Below are 13,321 nucleotides of genomic sequence, written 5' to 3' on the forward strand. Positions count from 1 at the left end.
CGATGCAACTCGATATCTTTCAAGTGGATGCCTTTACCTCCCATGTCTTCGGTGGCAACCCGGCGGCGGTGTGCCCCCTGGACGCCTGGTTGCCGGATGAACTCCTGCAACGCATCGCCCTGGAGAACAACCTGTCGGAAACCGCCTATTTCGTGCCCCGGGGCGAAGTGTTCGAACTGCGCTGGTTCACCCCCACGGTGGAAGTCGACCTGTGCGGGCACGCCACCCTGGCGGCGGCCTGGGTGCTGTTCGAGCAGTTGGGCGAGCGCCGCGACGTGCTGCGTTTTGCCACCCGCAGCGGTGAGTTGCGGGTGAGCCGCGAGGGCGGCCTGCTGTCCATGGATTTTCCCGCCAAGCAGCCCGAGGCGCTGGCGATTCCTGCGGCCCTGTTGCAAGCCCTGGGGTTGCCGGCGGCCGAGGCCCTGTTTCGCACCGACGATTACCTGCTGGTGGTGGACGACGAAGCTCTGGTGGAATCGCTCAAGCCGGATTTCGCCGCACTGGCCGCCTTTGATGTACGGGGCATCGCCGTGACGGCGCCGTCCCGGGCATTCGATTTCGTCTCGCGCTGGTTCGGCCCGCGGGTCGGAGTCAATGAAGACCCGGTCACCGGTTCCGCCCATACCTCCCTGGCGCCTTACTGGGCCGAGCGCCTGGGCAAGCGTCAGTTGCGGGCGCAACAGGGCGGGGCGCGCAAGGGCCAGTTGGAGTGTCAGGTGCTGGATAACGGGCGGGTGATCATCAGCGGCTACGGCGCCTTGTACCTCAAGGGCAGCATTTTCCTCTGACGCGGCGGTGGCGTTAACGAGCCGGCCTGATACCCGCCGGCGGATTTGTCTGGGCGCCGCCTGCGGGAGTAGAGTCGCGCCCTTCAGCCCGGCCAGGCCATGATCAGCTCGGCTTCTCCGGTATTGGGGTCAATACCATCGCCGATCACCTGGAAACCCTGCTGGCGGTAAAAGCCGATGCTTGGCAGGTTGGCGGCATACACCGCCAGCTCAAGGCGTGAGCGCCGCTCGCGGGCATCGGCCAGCAGCTGTTTGCCCACGCCCTGGCCCTGGTGCTGCACACTGACGAAAATCGCTGCCAACTGATCCTCATGCAGGCAATAGAAACCCAGGAGCTGGCCGTCGCGTTCGGCCACTCGGGTCTGGGCATGGGGAAGGTAGAGGTTGCGCATGTCCTCGACCCTGGAGCGCCAGAAATCGGGGTCGACAAAATGATGGGCCTGGATCGAGGCGTCCAGCCAGAGCGCCAGCAACGCTTGCAGATCGCTGCTTTGAAAGTCCCTGATCAGCATGTTTGGGGGCCTGTCGGATTGAAATGTGCGCCGCACGCTACCCAGCTGGCGGCGGTCTGTCCAATTGTTGAGAGCCAAGGAAGTATTCGATGCTGGAAAGCAACCGCACCATCACCCTCTCGGGGGAGCAGGCCCTGCAAGCCCTGGCGGAGCTGGAGTTCGTGTTGATCTCGCTGCACAAGATGGGCGCCTACTACAGGGATAAACCCGTGGCCGACTACCAGCGCGCCACCACCGATTTCATCGATAACCAGCAGGTCACCCAGCGCCTGGCCCAGGTGCGCAGGATTCTCAGCGAGCCCTTCGACTGCACCCTGGGGGAGGACGACATGGACGACATCGAGCGTCATGTGCAGGGGCTCGAACTGTGGCGCCCCGAGTAACCGCGCGGTCATTACCTGTCGTTTTTCAAGGAACCTGCCATGTCCCGCATCAGCCTCGCCACGGCCACTCCCACCACCAGCCTGGCGCTGGTCAAGTTTCTCCATCAACGCCTGGGCCTGCCCCTGAGCGTTGCCCAGGGCTATCTGCGCCGTGGCACCGAGGGTTTCTTCTACAGCGCCAAGCTGTTTCACAACGACCATGTGCAGCGCGAGCAGGAACTGCGCGACATCCTCGCCTTCTTCAACAGCGCCCAGGTGCCGCTGCTGATTGTCGAAAGCGACCCCGATGAGGAGTGGAACGGGGTTGCGCCCGAACCTTTGCAGGACTGCGCGATGCCCCAGGAGCACTTGTTCAATCTGCTCCAGGCCCATGAAGAGGGCTATCAATAGGGGGCCGCAAGCGGGCCAGTGCCGCTCGACGCAATGCGCGGTTTTCCTAAAGTTCTGGGCGCCGGGGTCGAGACGTTGGTGCTGTTTGTCTTTCAATAAGGATATTTCGTGTTCAGAACCCTGCTCGGGGCCGCCGCCCTCATCGCCACCCTGGCGCTGACCGGCTGTGTCTCCTACCACGTCACCGGCCCGCTGGGCGCGCCGTTGCATCCTGCACCCATCAGCAGCCCGCGCACTGCGCAAATTGCCGATGTGCAGGTCACCGCTCCCGGTATCGACGAAGCCACCCGCACTGCCATCAGCCGCTCCCTGACCGCCCAGCTGACTCCCTACGTCAAGAGCGCCGGCTACTTCCGCCAGCTCAGCGAATTCCCCACCCGCCTGGGCGAGGAAGACGTGGTGCTGAAATTCAACATGACCTCCCTCAAGGGCCACCGCGCGCCCCATCCGGGCTACCTGCCCGGGGCCTTGCTGACCCTGACCGTGTGGATCTGGGTCAACGGGCCGATCTACGTCGACAGCTTCGACCTGGCCGGCGAGCTGTCGATCGTCGACCGCAACGGCCAGGAACTGGCCAGTGCCAAGGAGCAGCTCAAGTTCGAGCGCAACGTCGGCCTGTACGGCCGCGAATACTGGGCCTCGACCCAAGGCGCCAAGCAACTGAATGAACTGGTTGCCAAATTGCTCGACAACGCCAGCGCCCGGTTGGCACAACGCTAAGGTCAAGGAGAGACATATGTTGGTTTCCATCAAGCACGTCCTGGTGCTCGGCGCAGTGCTGCTGAGCGGCTGCGTGTCCTACTCGCAACACGAACTGGCAGCCGTCGGCACCTGGCCTCCGGCGGCACAGACCACCGAGCAAAAGCCCAGCGCCTTTGTTCGCACCACCGCCATGTACCAGGTCAACGGCGGCCCGGCCAATGCCGCCGCCGGCGCTCCGGCGGCCGCCTGGGAAACCGTGGTGGCCGATGCCTACCGCCAGTCCGGGCGCTTTGCCCGGGTCAGCACCGACAAGGTCGAGTCGGACCTGTATGCCGAAGCCACCCTGTACAACAACGAACAGTTCAGCATGGCCTCGGCCATCATCACCGGCGTCACCTTCTTCGTGATTCCGTCAACGGCGAAGAACACCTTCACCCTGGAGACGGTGTTCAAGGACAAGGACGGCAAGGAGCTGGGGCGGATTCGCAAGAGCGAATCGGTGCGCACCTGGATGCAATTGCTGCTGATCGTCGCCATTCCTTTCCAGGCAGACACCCGCGACGTGGTCCAGCAACTGGCCCGCAGCACCCTGGAGGAGGCGGTGCAGCGCAAATTGCTGTAAGCCTCGCGCCGAAGGCAGGATGCAGACAAAAACGCCGCGGGCTCTGATCGGAGCCCGCGGCGTTTTTTTTCGGATGCGGTTTATTTCAGCGCTGTGCCGACCAGTAGGCATGCAACTGCCGCGCGGCAGGTTCGATGGCCGCGATCTGCTGGCGATGCTGCTCCAGATCCAGGTCGGCGGGCAGCTCGAAGTTGTCCTGTTCGGCGCAGTCGATGATCAACTGCAGCGCCTGGACCTGCGGCGCCGGCATCTCCGGCCAGTTGCCCACGGCCACCCCGCGCAGGTAGCCGAAGCACCACTCTTCGGCCAGCAGCAGGTCCTGGCCCTGGTGCTCGGTGTGTTCGAAGCGCGCCTTGAAGGCTTGCGGGGCCTGGGTCAATTGCACGGCCAGGGTGTTGATGTGGCGCACGCACAGGTCGATGAACTGCCGGCATTGCTCCGGGGTTTCCCAGGCCGGGTTTTCGCCGCCCCAGATGCCCGGGAACCATTCGGCGATATCGACCTGAGCCGGGCCCGACACCAGCGCGGTGAAGTAACCGTCCAGCTCGCAGGGATTGAGCACCGAGTGGTCGTCGCCGTACTGGAGCAGGGTGTCTTCGATCAGCTCGAAGTCGGCGGCGTTGAGAGGCGAGTTGGGCATGTACGGAATCCTGAAAAAAAGCAGCGGCAAGTTTCCAGCTTTGAGCCACAAGCCGCAAGCCTGCTGCTTGTAGCTGAAACTTGCCGTCAGGTATCGCGCAGCAAGTCCTGGGCATCGAGCAGGCGGTAGGCAATTTCCGGGCGGTTCTCCATGGCCCGGCGGATGGCGGCGGGTATCGACTGTCGGGTCTTGCGGCACAGGCCGGGGTGCTCGGCCAGGGCGATCGTGATACCGCGCATGCTGCGCACTTCGTTGTCGCTGGGGGTGATCTCCACACGGACTCCCAGTTGCTGGTAGATCCGTCTCTGCATGTGCTCCAGATCCGCCAGGTCCTTGAGATTCTCCAGGCGTTCGAGCAGGCGTTTTTCCTCCTGGCGCGTCAGATTGAGGATGCGCAGGTCGGCTCCGGGGGTGTCCAGCAACTGCTCGCGCTCGCAGATGCAGGCGCCGGGCGGACAGGGTTGGCGGATCGCAGGGCTTGGATTCATGGTGATCCATCATAGCCATGTCGCCGGGGCATTCAGAGAAAATTGTGTGGCATCCCCGGTGCTGGGGGAATGCGGTAGGGCCTGGCTTTCCAGCGGCTGTATGACGAACGCCTGTCGACCTTGCCCAACGTCCAGCGCCTGACCTCGACCCTGGTGATGAAGCAGGTGATTCCGGACCGCACCCTGCCATTGTGATCGGGATCAAGCCCCGAAGGCCCCGCAGGTTTTAAGGTGCAGGCTCCTTCATCCAGGTTCTGCGAGGCGCCATGGCCAAGCCCTTTCCCCTGAACCCCAAACACCCCGAACGGATCTGCTGGGGCTGCGACCGCTACTGCGCGGCCAATGCCCTGGCCTGCGGTAATGGTTCGGACCGCACCATGCACCCGGCGGAGATGCTCGGGGAGGACTGGTACCTGGACGGTGACTGGGGCGTCGAGATACCCGCCGGTAGTGAGCCGGCCGCGAAACGGGTGGAGTAACGGACGTTTCCCAACAGTGACAGTGCGTAGGACAAATATTACCCGGGTGATATTTAATGTCTGATTAATATCCGGGTAATATTCAGCCTCGTTTCCTTGGGGCCACTGCCATGTCTGATTTCCTCACTCAGTCCGTTACCGCTTTCCAGGCCCAGCATGTGCTGGCGGCCGGCCCGTTGCTGGAGGTAGCGCAGGCGGTCAAGCGTGCCAGCGAAGAGGCGGCGCCGCAGCCGTTGCTGGTGTTCGACGATGCCAGCGGCCGGGTCATCGATCTCGACCTGCGAGGCAGTGCGGAGGAAGTGCGCCAGCGTTTGGCCGCGACGCCGCAGCCCGGCAACGGGCGCTATCGTCCACGTCAGCCCGCCGCCGCGCCGGTGGAGAGCGAAGAGGCAGCACCTCGTGGGCGAGGGCGGCCCAAGCTTGGGGTCATCGCCCGGGAAGTGACGCTGTTGCCGCGCCAGTGGCAATGGCTGGCCGAGCAGCCGGGAGGTGCCTCGGCGGTGCTGCGCCGGCTGGTGGACCAAGCCCGGCGCAATGGCGCCGAACCGCAGCGCCAGCGGGCCGCGCAAGAGGCGGCTTACCAGTTCATGCTGGCCATGGGCGGCGACCTTCCCGGTTATGAGGAAGCCACCCGGGCGCTGTTCGCCGCAGACCTTGCGCGCCTGCAACAGTGCATCGAGCACTGGCCCGGGGATATCCGCGACTACGCTTTGCGCCTTGCCGGCGCGCTTTGACAGGCGAGCGATACATCGCCAATCCAAGGCTCTGCCTGAGCGGCCAGCCGGGCTGTGCGGTTCAGGCCGCCGGGGGAGAGTGGCCAGGCATTGGCGGCTCCTGGCCTGGCCTGGCCAGACTAGCCCCGCCGCGCCATCAGCAGCACCGACGCCGCCCCTGACAACAGCAGCGCACAGCCGCGATTGAACAGGCGCTTGCCCCGGGGTTCGGCGAGCCAGCGGCGCATGTGCAGGCCCATGTAGGCGTAGGCGCAGATGGCGATCCACTCCAGCCCCAGGAACAGCGCCCCCAGGATCAGGAACTGCGGACCCATCGGCTGCGCCGGATCGACGAATTGCGGCAGGAAGGCGGTGAAGATCAGGATCGCCTTGGGGTTGCCTGCCGCCACCAGGAATTCCTGGCGGGCCAGGGCCCAGAGGCCGACGCGGGCGCTGTCCTCGCTCGCTTCAGTGCCCGGATTGGCCCGCCACAGTTGCCAGGCCAGGTACAGCAGATAGCCCGCGCCGAGGATCTTGATCCCATGGAACAACAGCTCCGAGGTTTGCAGGACCACCGCCAGGCCGGCGGCGGCCAGGGCGATCATGGCGGCGAAGGCCAGCAACCGGCCGCTGCCCGCCAGGCAAGAGTGGCGATAGCCGTAGCGGGTGGCGTTGCTCACGGACAACAGGTTGTTCGGGCCGGGGGCCATGTTCAGGGCGAAACAGGCGGGGATGAACAGGCTCAGGGTGGTGAGATCCATACAGTCTCCGGGACAAGGCAAGGGAACGGGCCCACGCCATCGGCGACCTCGGGGCTGGCCGGGAGGTTGTTGCGGCGGGGGTCGATAAAATACGGGCCGCGTCGGGCGGGAGGCAAGTGCCTGGTTCGCGGTGCATCAAGGCTTGGCCAAGATTGAGCGGGGAGCAGAGGCAGTGACAGTGATCGGGCAGGGCGACGGCAAGCCCCTCTCCCGGTGCCGACAGGGAGAGGGGCAAGGCACTCAGTTGATATTGATGTAGGGGTCCCAGTCGCAATAACCCACCACCTGATTGTCACTGTCGACAATCATGAAGGCCCAGGTATAGGTGATGCTGCCTTGGCGCACGGCGCGGCCTTCCCAATAGAAATTCTTGACGCTCTGGGCGATGGGCTGCCCGGATGGATTGCTTTGATTGATGATCGGCATGGGCGTGTGGTTCAAGACCACCGGCGTGATGTCTTGCACGTAATTGGGGTTCTGTTGCGTCACTACCGGCGACGTCTGGGTGTACTGATACAGCAGCACCGTGTGGTACAGCCCCTCGGACAGGCTGGTGCTGCGCCAGTGGATCAGGTCGCCCTCCTTGAGGTTGACCGACAGTTCATCCGTACCTTCGCCGACTGGGGCGTTGTTGCGTCTGGCGACCATGTAGATCGCCTGACTGGAGAGCCTTACCCCGCCGGTGGTGAAGTTGTAGAGGTGGCTGGGCTGCGTCGGGTCGCTTTTTTGCAGGTTGAATGTCTGGCCGCTGTCGAATGTTTTGCCCTGGCTATTGAGAATGGTGTCCACATCAATGGTGACCATGATGTCGATGATGTTGTCGTTCATGTCCAGCTCCCTGCTGTCGCGTTAGATGCCTGGAGTGCCCAGGCAAACAGGCAATCGAGTTTCCGGGCGCGGCCACTGAGCATCGCTACCCGGGCCCCGGTTTGCCGGGCTTCGAGCTTGATGCACTTCCATGAAGTCGCGAGTGGAATCTAGATCCTCAAGACGGTTAGTCAAATGGCCCGCTGTAAAAAGAGCGAGCGCAAGACGAGCGGTGCAAGGCCAGGGCCAGGCGCCCACTTGGGCGTCTTCAGCCCGGCCACCGACCCGAGATCGGCCGCGAGGGTTTATCATGCCGCGCTGCCGCCCGTTGCCCGGCCGACAAGGGGCTGCTCTTTTCGCCCACCGTGGAGGCGCCCGCCATGCCCGATCTGCCAAAGCCTGCTGCTATCCCTGAGTTCCCCGTGTGCCACGCCCGGGGCGGCACCTCCACCGGGCTGATCCTGGCCCGCGAAGCGCTGCCCCGGGACGAAGCCCTGGTGGAAGAACTGCTGCGCCACCTGATGGGCGTGCCCCTGCAGGGCGAGTGGCCGGGCAATACCCAGATCACCGGCCTGGGCCGCGGCGGACCCACCAGCAACAAGGTGTTCATCGTCGAACGCCGCCCCGGCGAGACACGGATGATCAGCACCCTGGCGCAACTGGCGGCGGGCAAGAGCGCCATCGACTGGAGCGTCAACTGCGGCAACATGTCCGCGGCATTGCCGCTGTACGCCCTGCAACGCGGCTGGCTGCAGCCCGGGGAGGGCGGCGGGCAGATCGAGATCTTCAACAGCAACACCCAGACCACGATGTATGCGCGCCTGAGCCTGCGCGACGGCCGACTGCTCAGCGACACGCGGATTCCCGGGGTCAACGGGGTGTTTCCCGGGGTCGACCTGTTTCTCGACAAGCCGGTGGGAGCCAAGACCGGCGCGCTGTTTCCCAGCGGGCAACGGGTCGACCTGCTGGATGGGATTGCCGCCACCTGCATCGATGTGGCGGTGCCCATGGTCATCCTGCGCGCGGCGGACCTGGGCAAGACCGGGCAGGAAAGCCCGGCTGAACTGGATGCCGACCCACAGTTCAAGGCGCGCCTGCTGGAGCTGATGGTGCTGGGCGGGTTGCGCATGGGCCTGCGCCAGCGCGACGGCCGTTTGATGAGCGCCGACGACCTGCGGCGCAGCGAAACCATCCCCAAGATCTGCATCGTCAGCCCGGCGCGAGAAGGCGGTGATATCGCCACCCGCTACTTCACCCCACAGAACGCCCACCCGTCCCTGGCGGTGTCCGGCGGCTGCTGCCTGGCGGCGGCCTGCCTGGCCGAAGGCACCGTGGCCCATGCCCTGTTGGCGCGGGCACCGGTGCTAGGCGAGGAGCAGGGCGAGTACCCACTGGCGATTGAAAACCCCGCCGGAGTGCTGGAAACCCTGATCAATGCCCGACAGGAGGCCGGGGAGCTACTGATCGACGGCGCCGCCTACCGGCGCAGCGCGCAGATTCTGCTACAGGGCAGCACCCCGCTGTACAACGCCTCCCCCGAACTGACCGCCGCCCTTGGCGCCGCACACCGCGCCTGACCCCGCCCGCATCCGCCTCATGTAGCCGCTGCCGAAGGCTGCGAACGAGCCGCAGGCTCGCCAGCCGATGGGGTCTTGCGCAGCTCCAGCCGCCGCTCAGGCGGGGCCCTGAATGCCAAAGGCATATCAGCGAGCCGCGTCGCCATCGGGAAGAAACGGCGGCACCTTCTGCCGCAGCAACTGGATCAACTCCGGGTCCATGAAGTCGTAATCATCGGGAATGTTCAGGCACACGATCTGCTGGTTGTTCAACTGCGCCTTGAAGCGCTTGCGCAGTTTTTCCCGGTGGCGGGTTTCCATCACCACAATTAACCCGGCCCATTGCACCAGCTCCGGGCCCAGGGGTACTTCGGCATCGTGATTGAGCCCGGCGGAGGCGGTCTGGATCCCCGGCCAGTCGGCAAACACCTGCTCGGCGGTGGGGCTGCGCAGCTTGTTCTGGCTGCAGACAAACAAGACATTGAGCATTGGGCCGAACTCCTTGGCACAGACACCCGGCCCGTAACGGGCAGGGCAAAGGCGCTGATTTTTCGGGGCCTTGGCCGCGCTGTCCAGCAACTTGTGACGGGCCGGGCCAATGGCGTTGGTCAGCCCCGGTTGCCCGCCAAGGGCTGTGGCTGCGAAACTGCCAGCCCCTTGACTTGCATCGCTCACGCCATGTCCGCAGCCCTGTTCACCTCACCCCATCTGGGCCTGGCCCTCAGGCGCTGGCGCCTGTTGCACCGGGTCAAGCAGCAGCACGCCGCCGAGCTGTTCGGCGTGGCGCAGTCGAGCATTTCCCGCTGGGAAAACGGCCGGCAGGCCATGGAGCCGGCGGAGCGTGCGCGCCTGGAGCACCTGCTGGCGGCCAACCTCAGCGCCGCCGCCGATCAGGCCCTGGCGCGGCTGGTGAACGACAGCCCGCGCGCCGTGCACCTGGTGTGCGACCTTACCCACCGCCTGCTGGCCTGTTCGCCGACCCGCGCCGCGCAGTTCGGCGTGCCCTTGAGCGAGCTGCTGGGCCAATCGCTGTGGGGCTTTTGCACCGAGGAAATCGTGCGCAAGGAAGCCGCCCTGGATGACCTGGGCTGGCGCGAAGTGCTGGCGCCGCCGTCCCTGGAATTCTTCAGCGGCCACAACGATTCGGCCATCGTGCCCATCGCCCCCAGCCAGTGCCGCTGGACCCGCCTCAACCTGTCCGACGGCAACGCCGTGCGGCTGGTGGAAACCCTCTGACGCGCTTGTCGAGGCACGTCACGCATATTTTATCCGTGGACCGGTTGCTGCCCGCTGGCTAGTCTGGCAAGCCTTCGCCCGCCGCCCCACGGCGCGGGCCTCATTCACGTGCAGCAGGCTTGTCCATGACCCCCGAACTCCTCAGCGGCCGCCTCGACTTTCTCCGTGAAGCGGAAAAACTCAAGGACGTGCTGCGCAGCGCCCACACCTCCAGCGGCCGCCAGGAAAGCACCGCCGAGCAAAGCTGGCGCCTGTGCCTGATGGCGCTGCTGTTCGAAGACCAACTGGGGGACCTGGACCTGTTGCGGGTGCTGAAACTGTGCATCGTCCACGACCTGGGGGAAGCCATCCATGGCGACATCCCGGCGGTGGCCCAGGCCGCCCACCCGGACAAGAGCCAACAGGAACGCGACGACCTGCAATACCTCGCCCGGGCCCTGGACGCCCCGGCCCGCCGGCGTCTGCTGGAGCTGTGGGACGAATACGAAGGCGCCGCCAGCACCGAGGCGCGCGCGGTCAAGGCCCTGGACAAGCTGGAAACCCTGCTGCAACACACCCAGGGCCAGAACCCGGCGGATTTCGACTACGGCTTCAACCTCGATTACGGCCGCCGCTACACCGATGCCAGCCCGTTGTTCCAGGCCCTGCGCCAACAGATCGATGCCGACACCCGGCGCCGCCTCGACGCCCAGGACTGAGCGGCGGTTCACGATCGGCGGTGCCTGGCTCAGGCACCGCTGAGCATGCCCGGGCAGCATTCGCAAAAGGATGAACAGGCTCCGACAGGGGGCAGGGCGCCCGCTTGGGGCCTGGCACGGGTCATGGTTTTTTTCTGGCAGGGTCATCAAGCGAAGCTATTTTTACCTTCGCTTGTCCTTCACTACGCTTTTCACACGGTTGTCCAACCCGGGGCCAACGTCGAGCGGCAGGTTTTCGATGACCGAAGGAGTGATCCATGTCCAATGAATCCAAGTGCCCGTTCAAACACACCGCCGGCGAAGGCACCAGCAACCGTGACTGGTGGCCCGGCCAACTGAACCTGAAGATCCTCCACCAGCACTCGCAGCTGTCCGACCCGATGGCCGAGGACTTCGACTACGCCGCCGAATTCAAGACCCTGGACCTGGCCGCCGTGAAGCGCGACCTGCTGGCCTTGATGACCGACTCCCAACCCTGGTGGCCGGCGGACTTCGGCCACTACGGCCCGCTGTTCATCCGCATGGCCTGGCACAGCGCCGGCACCTACCGCATCGCCGATGGCCGCGGCGGCGCCGGGGGCGGGCAGCAGCGCTTCGCCCCGCTCAACAGCTGGCCGGACAACGTCAGCCTGGACAAGGCGCGGCGGCTGATCTGGCCGATCAAGCAGAAGTACGGGCGCAAGCTCTCCTGGGCCGACCTGATCATCCTCACCGGCAACGTCGCCCTGGAATCCATGGGTTTTAAAACCTTCGGCTTTGCCGGCGGCCGCCAGGACGTCTGGGAGCCGGAAGACCACGTCTACTGGGGCAGCGAAACCACCTGGCTCGGCGACCAGCGCTACAGCGGCGACCGCGAGCTTGAGAACCCCCTGGGGGCTGTGCAGATGGGCCTGATCTACGTCAACCCGGAAGGCCCCAACGGCAACCCCGACCCGCTGGCGGCGGCCCGCGACATCCGTGAAACCTTCGCCCGCATGGCCATGGACGATGAAGAAACCGTGGCCCTGATCGCCGGCGGCCACACCTTCGGCAAGACCCACGGCGCCGGCCCCGCGACCCACGTCGGCCCGGAACCGGAAGCCGCCGGCCTGGAAGAACAGGGCCTGGGCTGGAAAAGCAGCTTCGGCACAGGCGTCGGTGGCGACGCCATCACCAGCGGCCTGGAAGTGATCTGGACCACCACCCCGACCCGCTGGAGCAACGACTTCTTCGACCACCTGTTCGGCTTCGAATGGGAACTGACCACCAGCCCCGCCGGCGCCCACCAATGGCGGCCCAAAGCCGGCGCCGGTGCCGACAGCGTGCCTGACCCCCACGACCCGAGTAAACGCCGCACACCGTCGATGCTCACCACCGACCTGTCGCTGCGCTTCGACCCGGCCTACGAGGCCATCTCCCGGCGCTTCCATCAGCACCCCGAGCAACTGGCCGAAGCCTTCTCCCGGGCCTGGTTCAAACTCACCCACCGCGACATGGGCCCGCGCGCCCGCTACCTGGGCCCGGAAGTGCCGGCCGAGGAACTGATCTGGCAAGACCCGATTCCCGCCGTGAACCACCCGCTGATCGACGCCCAGGACATCCAGCAGCTCAAGGGCCAGATCCTCAACTCCGGCCTGTCGGTTGCGCAACTGGTGTCCACCGCCTGGGCCTCGGCCTCGACCTTCCGCGGCTCGGACAAGCGCGGCGGCGCCAACGGCGCACGGATTCGCCTGGCCCCGCAGAAAGACTGGGAGGTCAACCAACCGCAGCAACTGGCTCAGGTGCTGCGCAGCCTGGAAGCGGTGCAGAGCGCCTTCAACAGCGCGCAAAGCACTGGCAAACGCGTGTCCCTGGCGGACCTGATCGTCCTCGGCGGCTGCGCGGCGGTGGAGTTGGCGGCAAACAATGCCGGCTACAGCATCAGCGTGCCCTTCGCACCGGGGCGCATGGACGCCAGCCAGGAACAGACCGACGTCGAATCCTTCGCCGTGCTCGAACCCGTGGCCGACGGCTTTCGTAACTACCTCAAGCCGGTCAGCGGCGTCACCGCCGAAGCCCTGCTGGTGGACAAGGCGCAACTGCTGACCCTGACCGCCCCGCAACTGACCGTGCTGCTGGGCGGCCTGCGGGTGCTGGGGGCCAACGTCGGGCAAGCGCCCCACGGCGTGTTCACCGCGCGCCCGGGCACCTTGAGCAACGACTTCTTCGTCAACCTGCTGGACATGGGCACCCAATGGAAACCCCAGTCCGAGGCCCGCGAGCTGTACGAGGGCAGCGACCGCGCCACCGGGCAATACAAATGGAGCGGTACCCGGGTCGACCTGCTGCTGGGCTCCAACTCGCAACTGCGGGCTTTGGCCGAGGTGTATGCAGCGACGGATGCGGGAGAGAAGTTCGTGAAGGACTTTGTCGCCGCCTGGGACAAGGTGATGAACCTGGACCGGTTCGATCTGCGCTAAGGAGATTTACAGCTAGGTCAAACCACAACGCCTCACAAGGGACTCACGCTGATGATCTGTGGCGAGGGAGCTTGCTCCCGCTGGGCTGCGAAGCAGCCTCAAAAACGC

17 protein-coding genes and 1 pseudogene are annotated in these 13,321 nt (G+C 65.4%); 12 read left to right on the forward strand and 6 right to left on the reverse strand.

Going from position 1 to position 13,321, the window contains the following annotated elements; genetic code table 11:
- Positions 1–2 precede the first annotated feature (2 nt).
- The gene (locus tag Q8O96_RS05280) at positions 3–788 is read left to right on the forward strand and encodes a PhzF family phenazine biosynthesis protein (RefSeq protein WP_305948517.1); all 786 of its coding nucleotides are present in this window, start codon (positions 3–5) and stop codon (positions 786–788) included.
- Between the two features lie 83 nt (positions 789–871).
- Here the strand turns inward: Q8O96_RS05280 and Q8O96_RS05285 are convergent, their stop codons facing one another.
- Complete coding sequence (locus tag Q8O96_RS05285; protein ID WP_371826157.1) at positions 872–1,300, reverse strand: N-acetyltransferase; 429 nt, start codon at positions 1,298–1,300, stop codon at positions 872–874.
- A gap of 89 nt (positions 1,301–1,389) precedes the next feature.
- Here Q8O96_RS05285 and Q8O96_RS05290 point away from each other — a divergent pair, with 89 nt between their 5' ends.
- From Q8O96_RS05290 to Q8O96_RS05305, 4 genes are all read left to right on the forward strand, one after another.
- The gene (locus tag Q8O96_RS05290; protein WP_207167695.1) at positions 1,390–1,683 is read left to right on the forward strand and encodes a hypothetical protein; all 294 of its coding nucleotides are present in this window, start codon (positions 1,390–1,392) and stop codon (positions 1,681–1,683) included.
- A 39-nt stretch (positions 1,684–1,722) separates the two neighbouring features.
- Positions 1,723–2,073, forward strand: a complete 351-nt coding sequence (locus Q8O96_RS05295; RefSeq protein WP_305948489.1) for a hypothetical protein — start codon at positions 1,723–1,725, stop codon at positions 2,071–2,073.
- Between the two features lie 108 nt (positions 2,074–2,181).
- Complete coding sequence (locus Q8O96_RS05300) at positions 2,182–2,793, forward strand: hypothetical protein (RefSeq protein WP_305948490.1); 612 nt, start codon at positions 2,182–2,184, stop codon at positions 2,791–2,793.
- A gap of 16 nt (positions 2,794–2,809) precedes the next feature.
- Complete coding sequence (locus tag Q8O96_RS05305) at positions 2,810–3,397, forward strand: hypothetical protein (protein ID WP_102864506.1); 588 nt, start codon at positions 2,810–2,812, stop codon at positions 3,395–3,397.
- Positions 3,398–3,482: 85 nt separating this feature from the next.
- Here the strand turns inward: Q8O96_RS05305 and Q8O96_RS05310 are convergent, their stop codons facing one another.
- The gene (locus Q8O96_RS05310) at positions 3,483–4,037 is read right to left on the reverse strand and encodes a UPF0149 family protein (protein WP_102864509.1); all 555 of its coding nucleotides are present in this window, start codon (positions 4,035–4,037) and stop codon (positions 3,483–3,485) included.
- A gap of 86 nt (positions 4,038–4,123) precedes the next feature.
- Positions 4,124–4,525, reverse strand: a complete 402-nt coding sequence (locus Q8O96_RS05315) for a hypothetical protein (protein WP_123725173.1) — start codon at positions 4,523–4,525, stop codon at positions 4,124–4,126.
- 84 nt (positions 4,526–4,609) lie between these two features.
- Between Q8O96_RS05315 and Q8O96_RS05320 the strand changes: the two are divergent.
- The 3 genes and pseudogenes from Q8O96_RS05320 to Q8O96_RS05330 form a co-directional block, all read left to right on the forward strand.
- Positions 4,610–4,720, forward strand: a pseudogene (locus Q8O96_RS05320) (AsnC family transcriptional regulator); the annotation flags it as partial.
- 71 nt (positions 4,721–4,791) lie between these two features.
- Positions 4,792–5,004, forward strand: a complete 213-nt coding sequence (locus Q8O96_RS05325) for a DUF3079 domain-containing protein (RefSeq protein WP_115582307.1) — start codon at positions 4,792–4,794, stop codon at positions 5,002–5,004.
- A 110-nt stretch (positions 5,005–5,114) separates the two neighbouring features.
- Positions 5,115–5,738 (forward strand): DUF2239 family protein, encoded by a 624-nt coding sequence (locus Q8O96_RS05330; RefSeq protein WP_305948491.1) that lies wholly within the window; start codon positions 5,115–5,117, stop codon positions 5,736–5,738.
- Positions 5,739–5,857: 119 nt separating this feature from the next.
- Here Q8O96_RS05330 and Q8O96_RS05335 read toward each other — a convergent pair whose 3' ends face one another.
- Both Q8O96_RS05335 and Q8O96_RS05340 read right to left on the reverse strand, forming a co-directional pair.
- Positions 5,858–6,478 (reverse strand): LysE family translocator, encoded by a 621-nt coding sequence (locus Q8O96_RS05335; protein ID WP_102864513.1) that lies wholly within the window; start codon positions 6,476–6,478, stop codon positions 5,858–5,860.
- Positions 6,479–6,718: 240 nt separating this feature from the next.
- Positions 6,719–7,306, reverse strand: a complete 588-nt coding sequence (locus Q8O96_RS05340) for an AidA/PixA family protein (protein WP_207167704.1) — start codon at positions 7,304–7,306, stop codon at positions 6,719–6,721.
- 359 nt (positions 7,307–7,665) lie between these two features.
- Here Q8O96_RS05340 and Q8O96_RS05345 point away from each other — a divergent pair, with 359 nt between their 5' ends.
- Complete coding sequence (locus Q8O96_RS05345; RefSeq protein ID WP_305948492.1) at positions 7,666–8,862, forward strand: PrpF domain-containing protein; 1,197 nt, start codon at positions 7,666–7,668, stop codon at positions 8,860–8,862.
- A 126-nt stretch (positions 8,863–8,988) separates the two neighbouring features.
- Here Q8O96_RS05345 and Q8O96_RS05350 read toward each other — a convergent pair whose 3' ends face one another.
- A complete protein-coding gene (locus tag Q8O96_RS05350; RefSeq protein WP_250330791.1) occupies positions 8,989–9,330 on the reverse strand; it encodes a low molecular weight protein tyrosine phosphatase family protein in 342 nt (113 codons plus the stop codon).
- Positions 9,331–9,519: 189 nt separating this feature from the next.
- On the opposite strand from Q8O96_RS05350, the gene Q8O96_RS05355 reads away from it, so the two are divergent.
- The 3 genes from Q8O96_RS05355 to katG all read left to right on the forward strand — a co-directional run bounded on the left by Q8O96_RS05355 (position 9,520) and on the right by katG (position 13,213).
- A complete protein-coding gene (locus Q8O96_RS05355) occupies positions 9,520–10,077 on the forward strand; it encodes a helix-turn-helix transcriptional regulator (protein WP_060843387.1) in 558 nt (185 codons plus the stop codon).
- A 125-nt stretch (positions 10,078–10,202) separates the two neighbouring features.
- Positions 10,203–10,775 carry an HD domain-containing protein gene (locus Q8O96_RS05360; RefSeq protein WP_305948493.1) on the forward strand — a complete coding sequence of 191 codons (573 nt, stop codon included), beginning with the start codon at positions 10,203–10,205 and terminating at the stop codon, positions 10,773–10,775.
- Between the two features lie 257 nt (positions 10,776–11,032).
- Complete coding sequence (katG, locus tag Q8O96_RS05365; protein WP_305948494.1) at positions 11,033–13,213, forward strand: catalase/peroxidase HPI; 2,181 nt, start codon at positions 11,033–11,035, stop codon at positions 13,211–13,213.
- Positions 13,214–13,321: the final 108 nt, after the last annotated feature.

It is taken from the genome of Pseudomonas sp. LPH60, from assembly GCF_030718165.1.
Lineage (GTDB): Bacteria > Pseudomonadota > Gammaproteobacteria > Pseudomonadales > Pseudomonadaceae > Aquipseudomonas > Aquipseudomonas danubii.

What these genes read in the sequence shown, in the direction of transcription:
- Q8O96_RS05280 (WP_305948517.1), top strand. Translation starts at nt 3, where the DNA reads ATGCAACTCGATATCTTTCAAGTGGATGCCTTTACCTCCCATGTCTTC.
- Q8O96_RS05285 (WP_371826157.1), bottom strand. Translation starts at nt 1,300, where the DNA reads ATGCTGATCAGGGACTTTCAAAGCAGCGATCTGCAAGCGTTGCTGGCG.
- Q8O96_RS05290 (WP_207167695.1), top strand. Translation starts at nt 1,390, where the DNA reads ATGCTGGAAAGCAACCGCACCATCACCCTCTCGGGGGAGCAGGCCCTG.
- Q8O96_RS05295 (WP_305948489.1), top strand. Translation starts at nt 1,723, where the DNA reads ATGTCCCGCATCAGCCTCGCCACGGCCACTCCCACCACCAGCCTGGCG.
- Q8O96_RS05305 (WP_102864506.1), top strand. Translation starts at nt 2,810, where the DNA reads ATGTTGGTTTCCATCAAGCACGTCCTGGTGCTCGGCGCAGTGCTGCTG.
- Q8O96_RS05310 (WP_102864509.1), bottom strand. Translation starts at nt 4,037, where the DNA reads ATGCCCAACTCGCCTCTCAACGCCGCCGACTTCGAGCTGATCGAAGAC.
- Q8O96_RS05315 (WP_123725173.1), bottom strand. Translation starts at nt 4,525, where the DNA reads ATGAATCCAAGCCCTGCGATCCGCCAACCCTGTCCGCCCGGCGCCTGC.
- Q8O96_RS05325 (WP_115582307.1), top strand. Translation starts at nt 4,792, where the DNA reads ATGGCCAAGCCCTTTCCCCTGAACCCCAAACACCCCGAACGGATCTGC.
- Q8O96_RS05330 (WP_305948491.1), top strand. Translation starts at nt 5,115, where the DNA reads ATGTCTGATTTCCTCACTCAGTCCGTTACCGCTTTCCAGGCCCAGCAT.
- Q8O96_RS05335 (WP_102864513.1), bottom strand. Translation starts at nt 6,478, where the DNA reads ATGGATCTCACCACCCTGAGCCTGTTCATCCCCGCCTGTTTCGCCCTG.
- Q8O96_RS05340 (WP_207167704.1), bottom strand. Translation starts at nt 7,306, where the DNA reads ATGAACGACAACATCATCGACATCATGGTCACCATTGATGTGGACACC.
- Q8O96_RS05345 (WP_305948492.1), top strand. Translation starts at nt 7,666, where the DNA reads ATGCCCGATCTGCCAAAGCCTGCTGCTATCCCTGAGTTCCCCGTGTGC.
- Q8O96_RS05350 (WP_250330791.1), bottom strand. Translation starts at nt 9,330, where the DNA reads ATGCTCAATGTCTTGTTTGTCTGCAGCCAGAACAAGCTGCGCAGCCCC.
- Q8O96_RS05355 (WP_060843387.1), top strand. Translation starts at nt 9,520, where the DNA reads ATGTCCGCAGCCCTGTTCACCTCACCCCATCTGGGCCTGGCCCTCAGG.
- Q8O96_RS05360 (WP_305948493.1), top strand. Translation starts at nt 10,203, where the DNA reads ATGACCCCCGAACTCCTCAGCGGCCGCCTCGACTTTCTCCGTGAAGCG.
- katG (WP_305948494.1), top strand. Translation starts at nt 11,033, where the DNA reads ATGTCCAATGAATCCAAGTGCCCGTTCAAACACACCGCCGGCGAAGGC.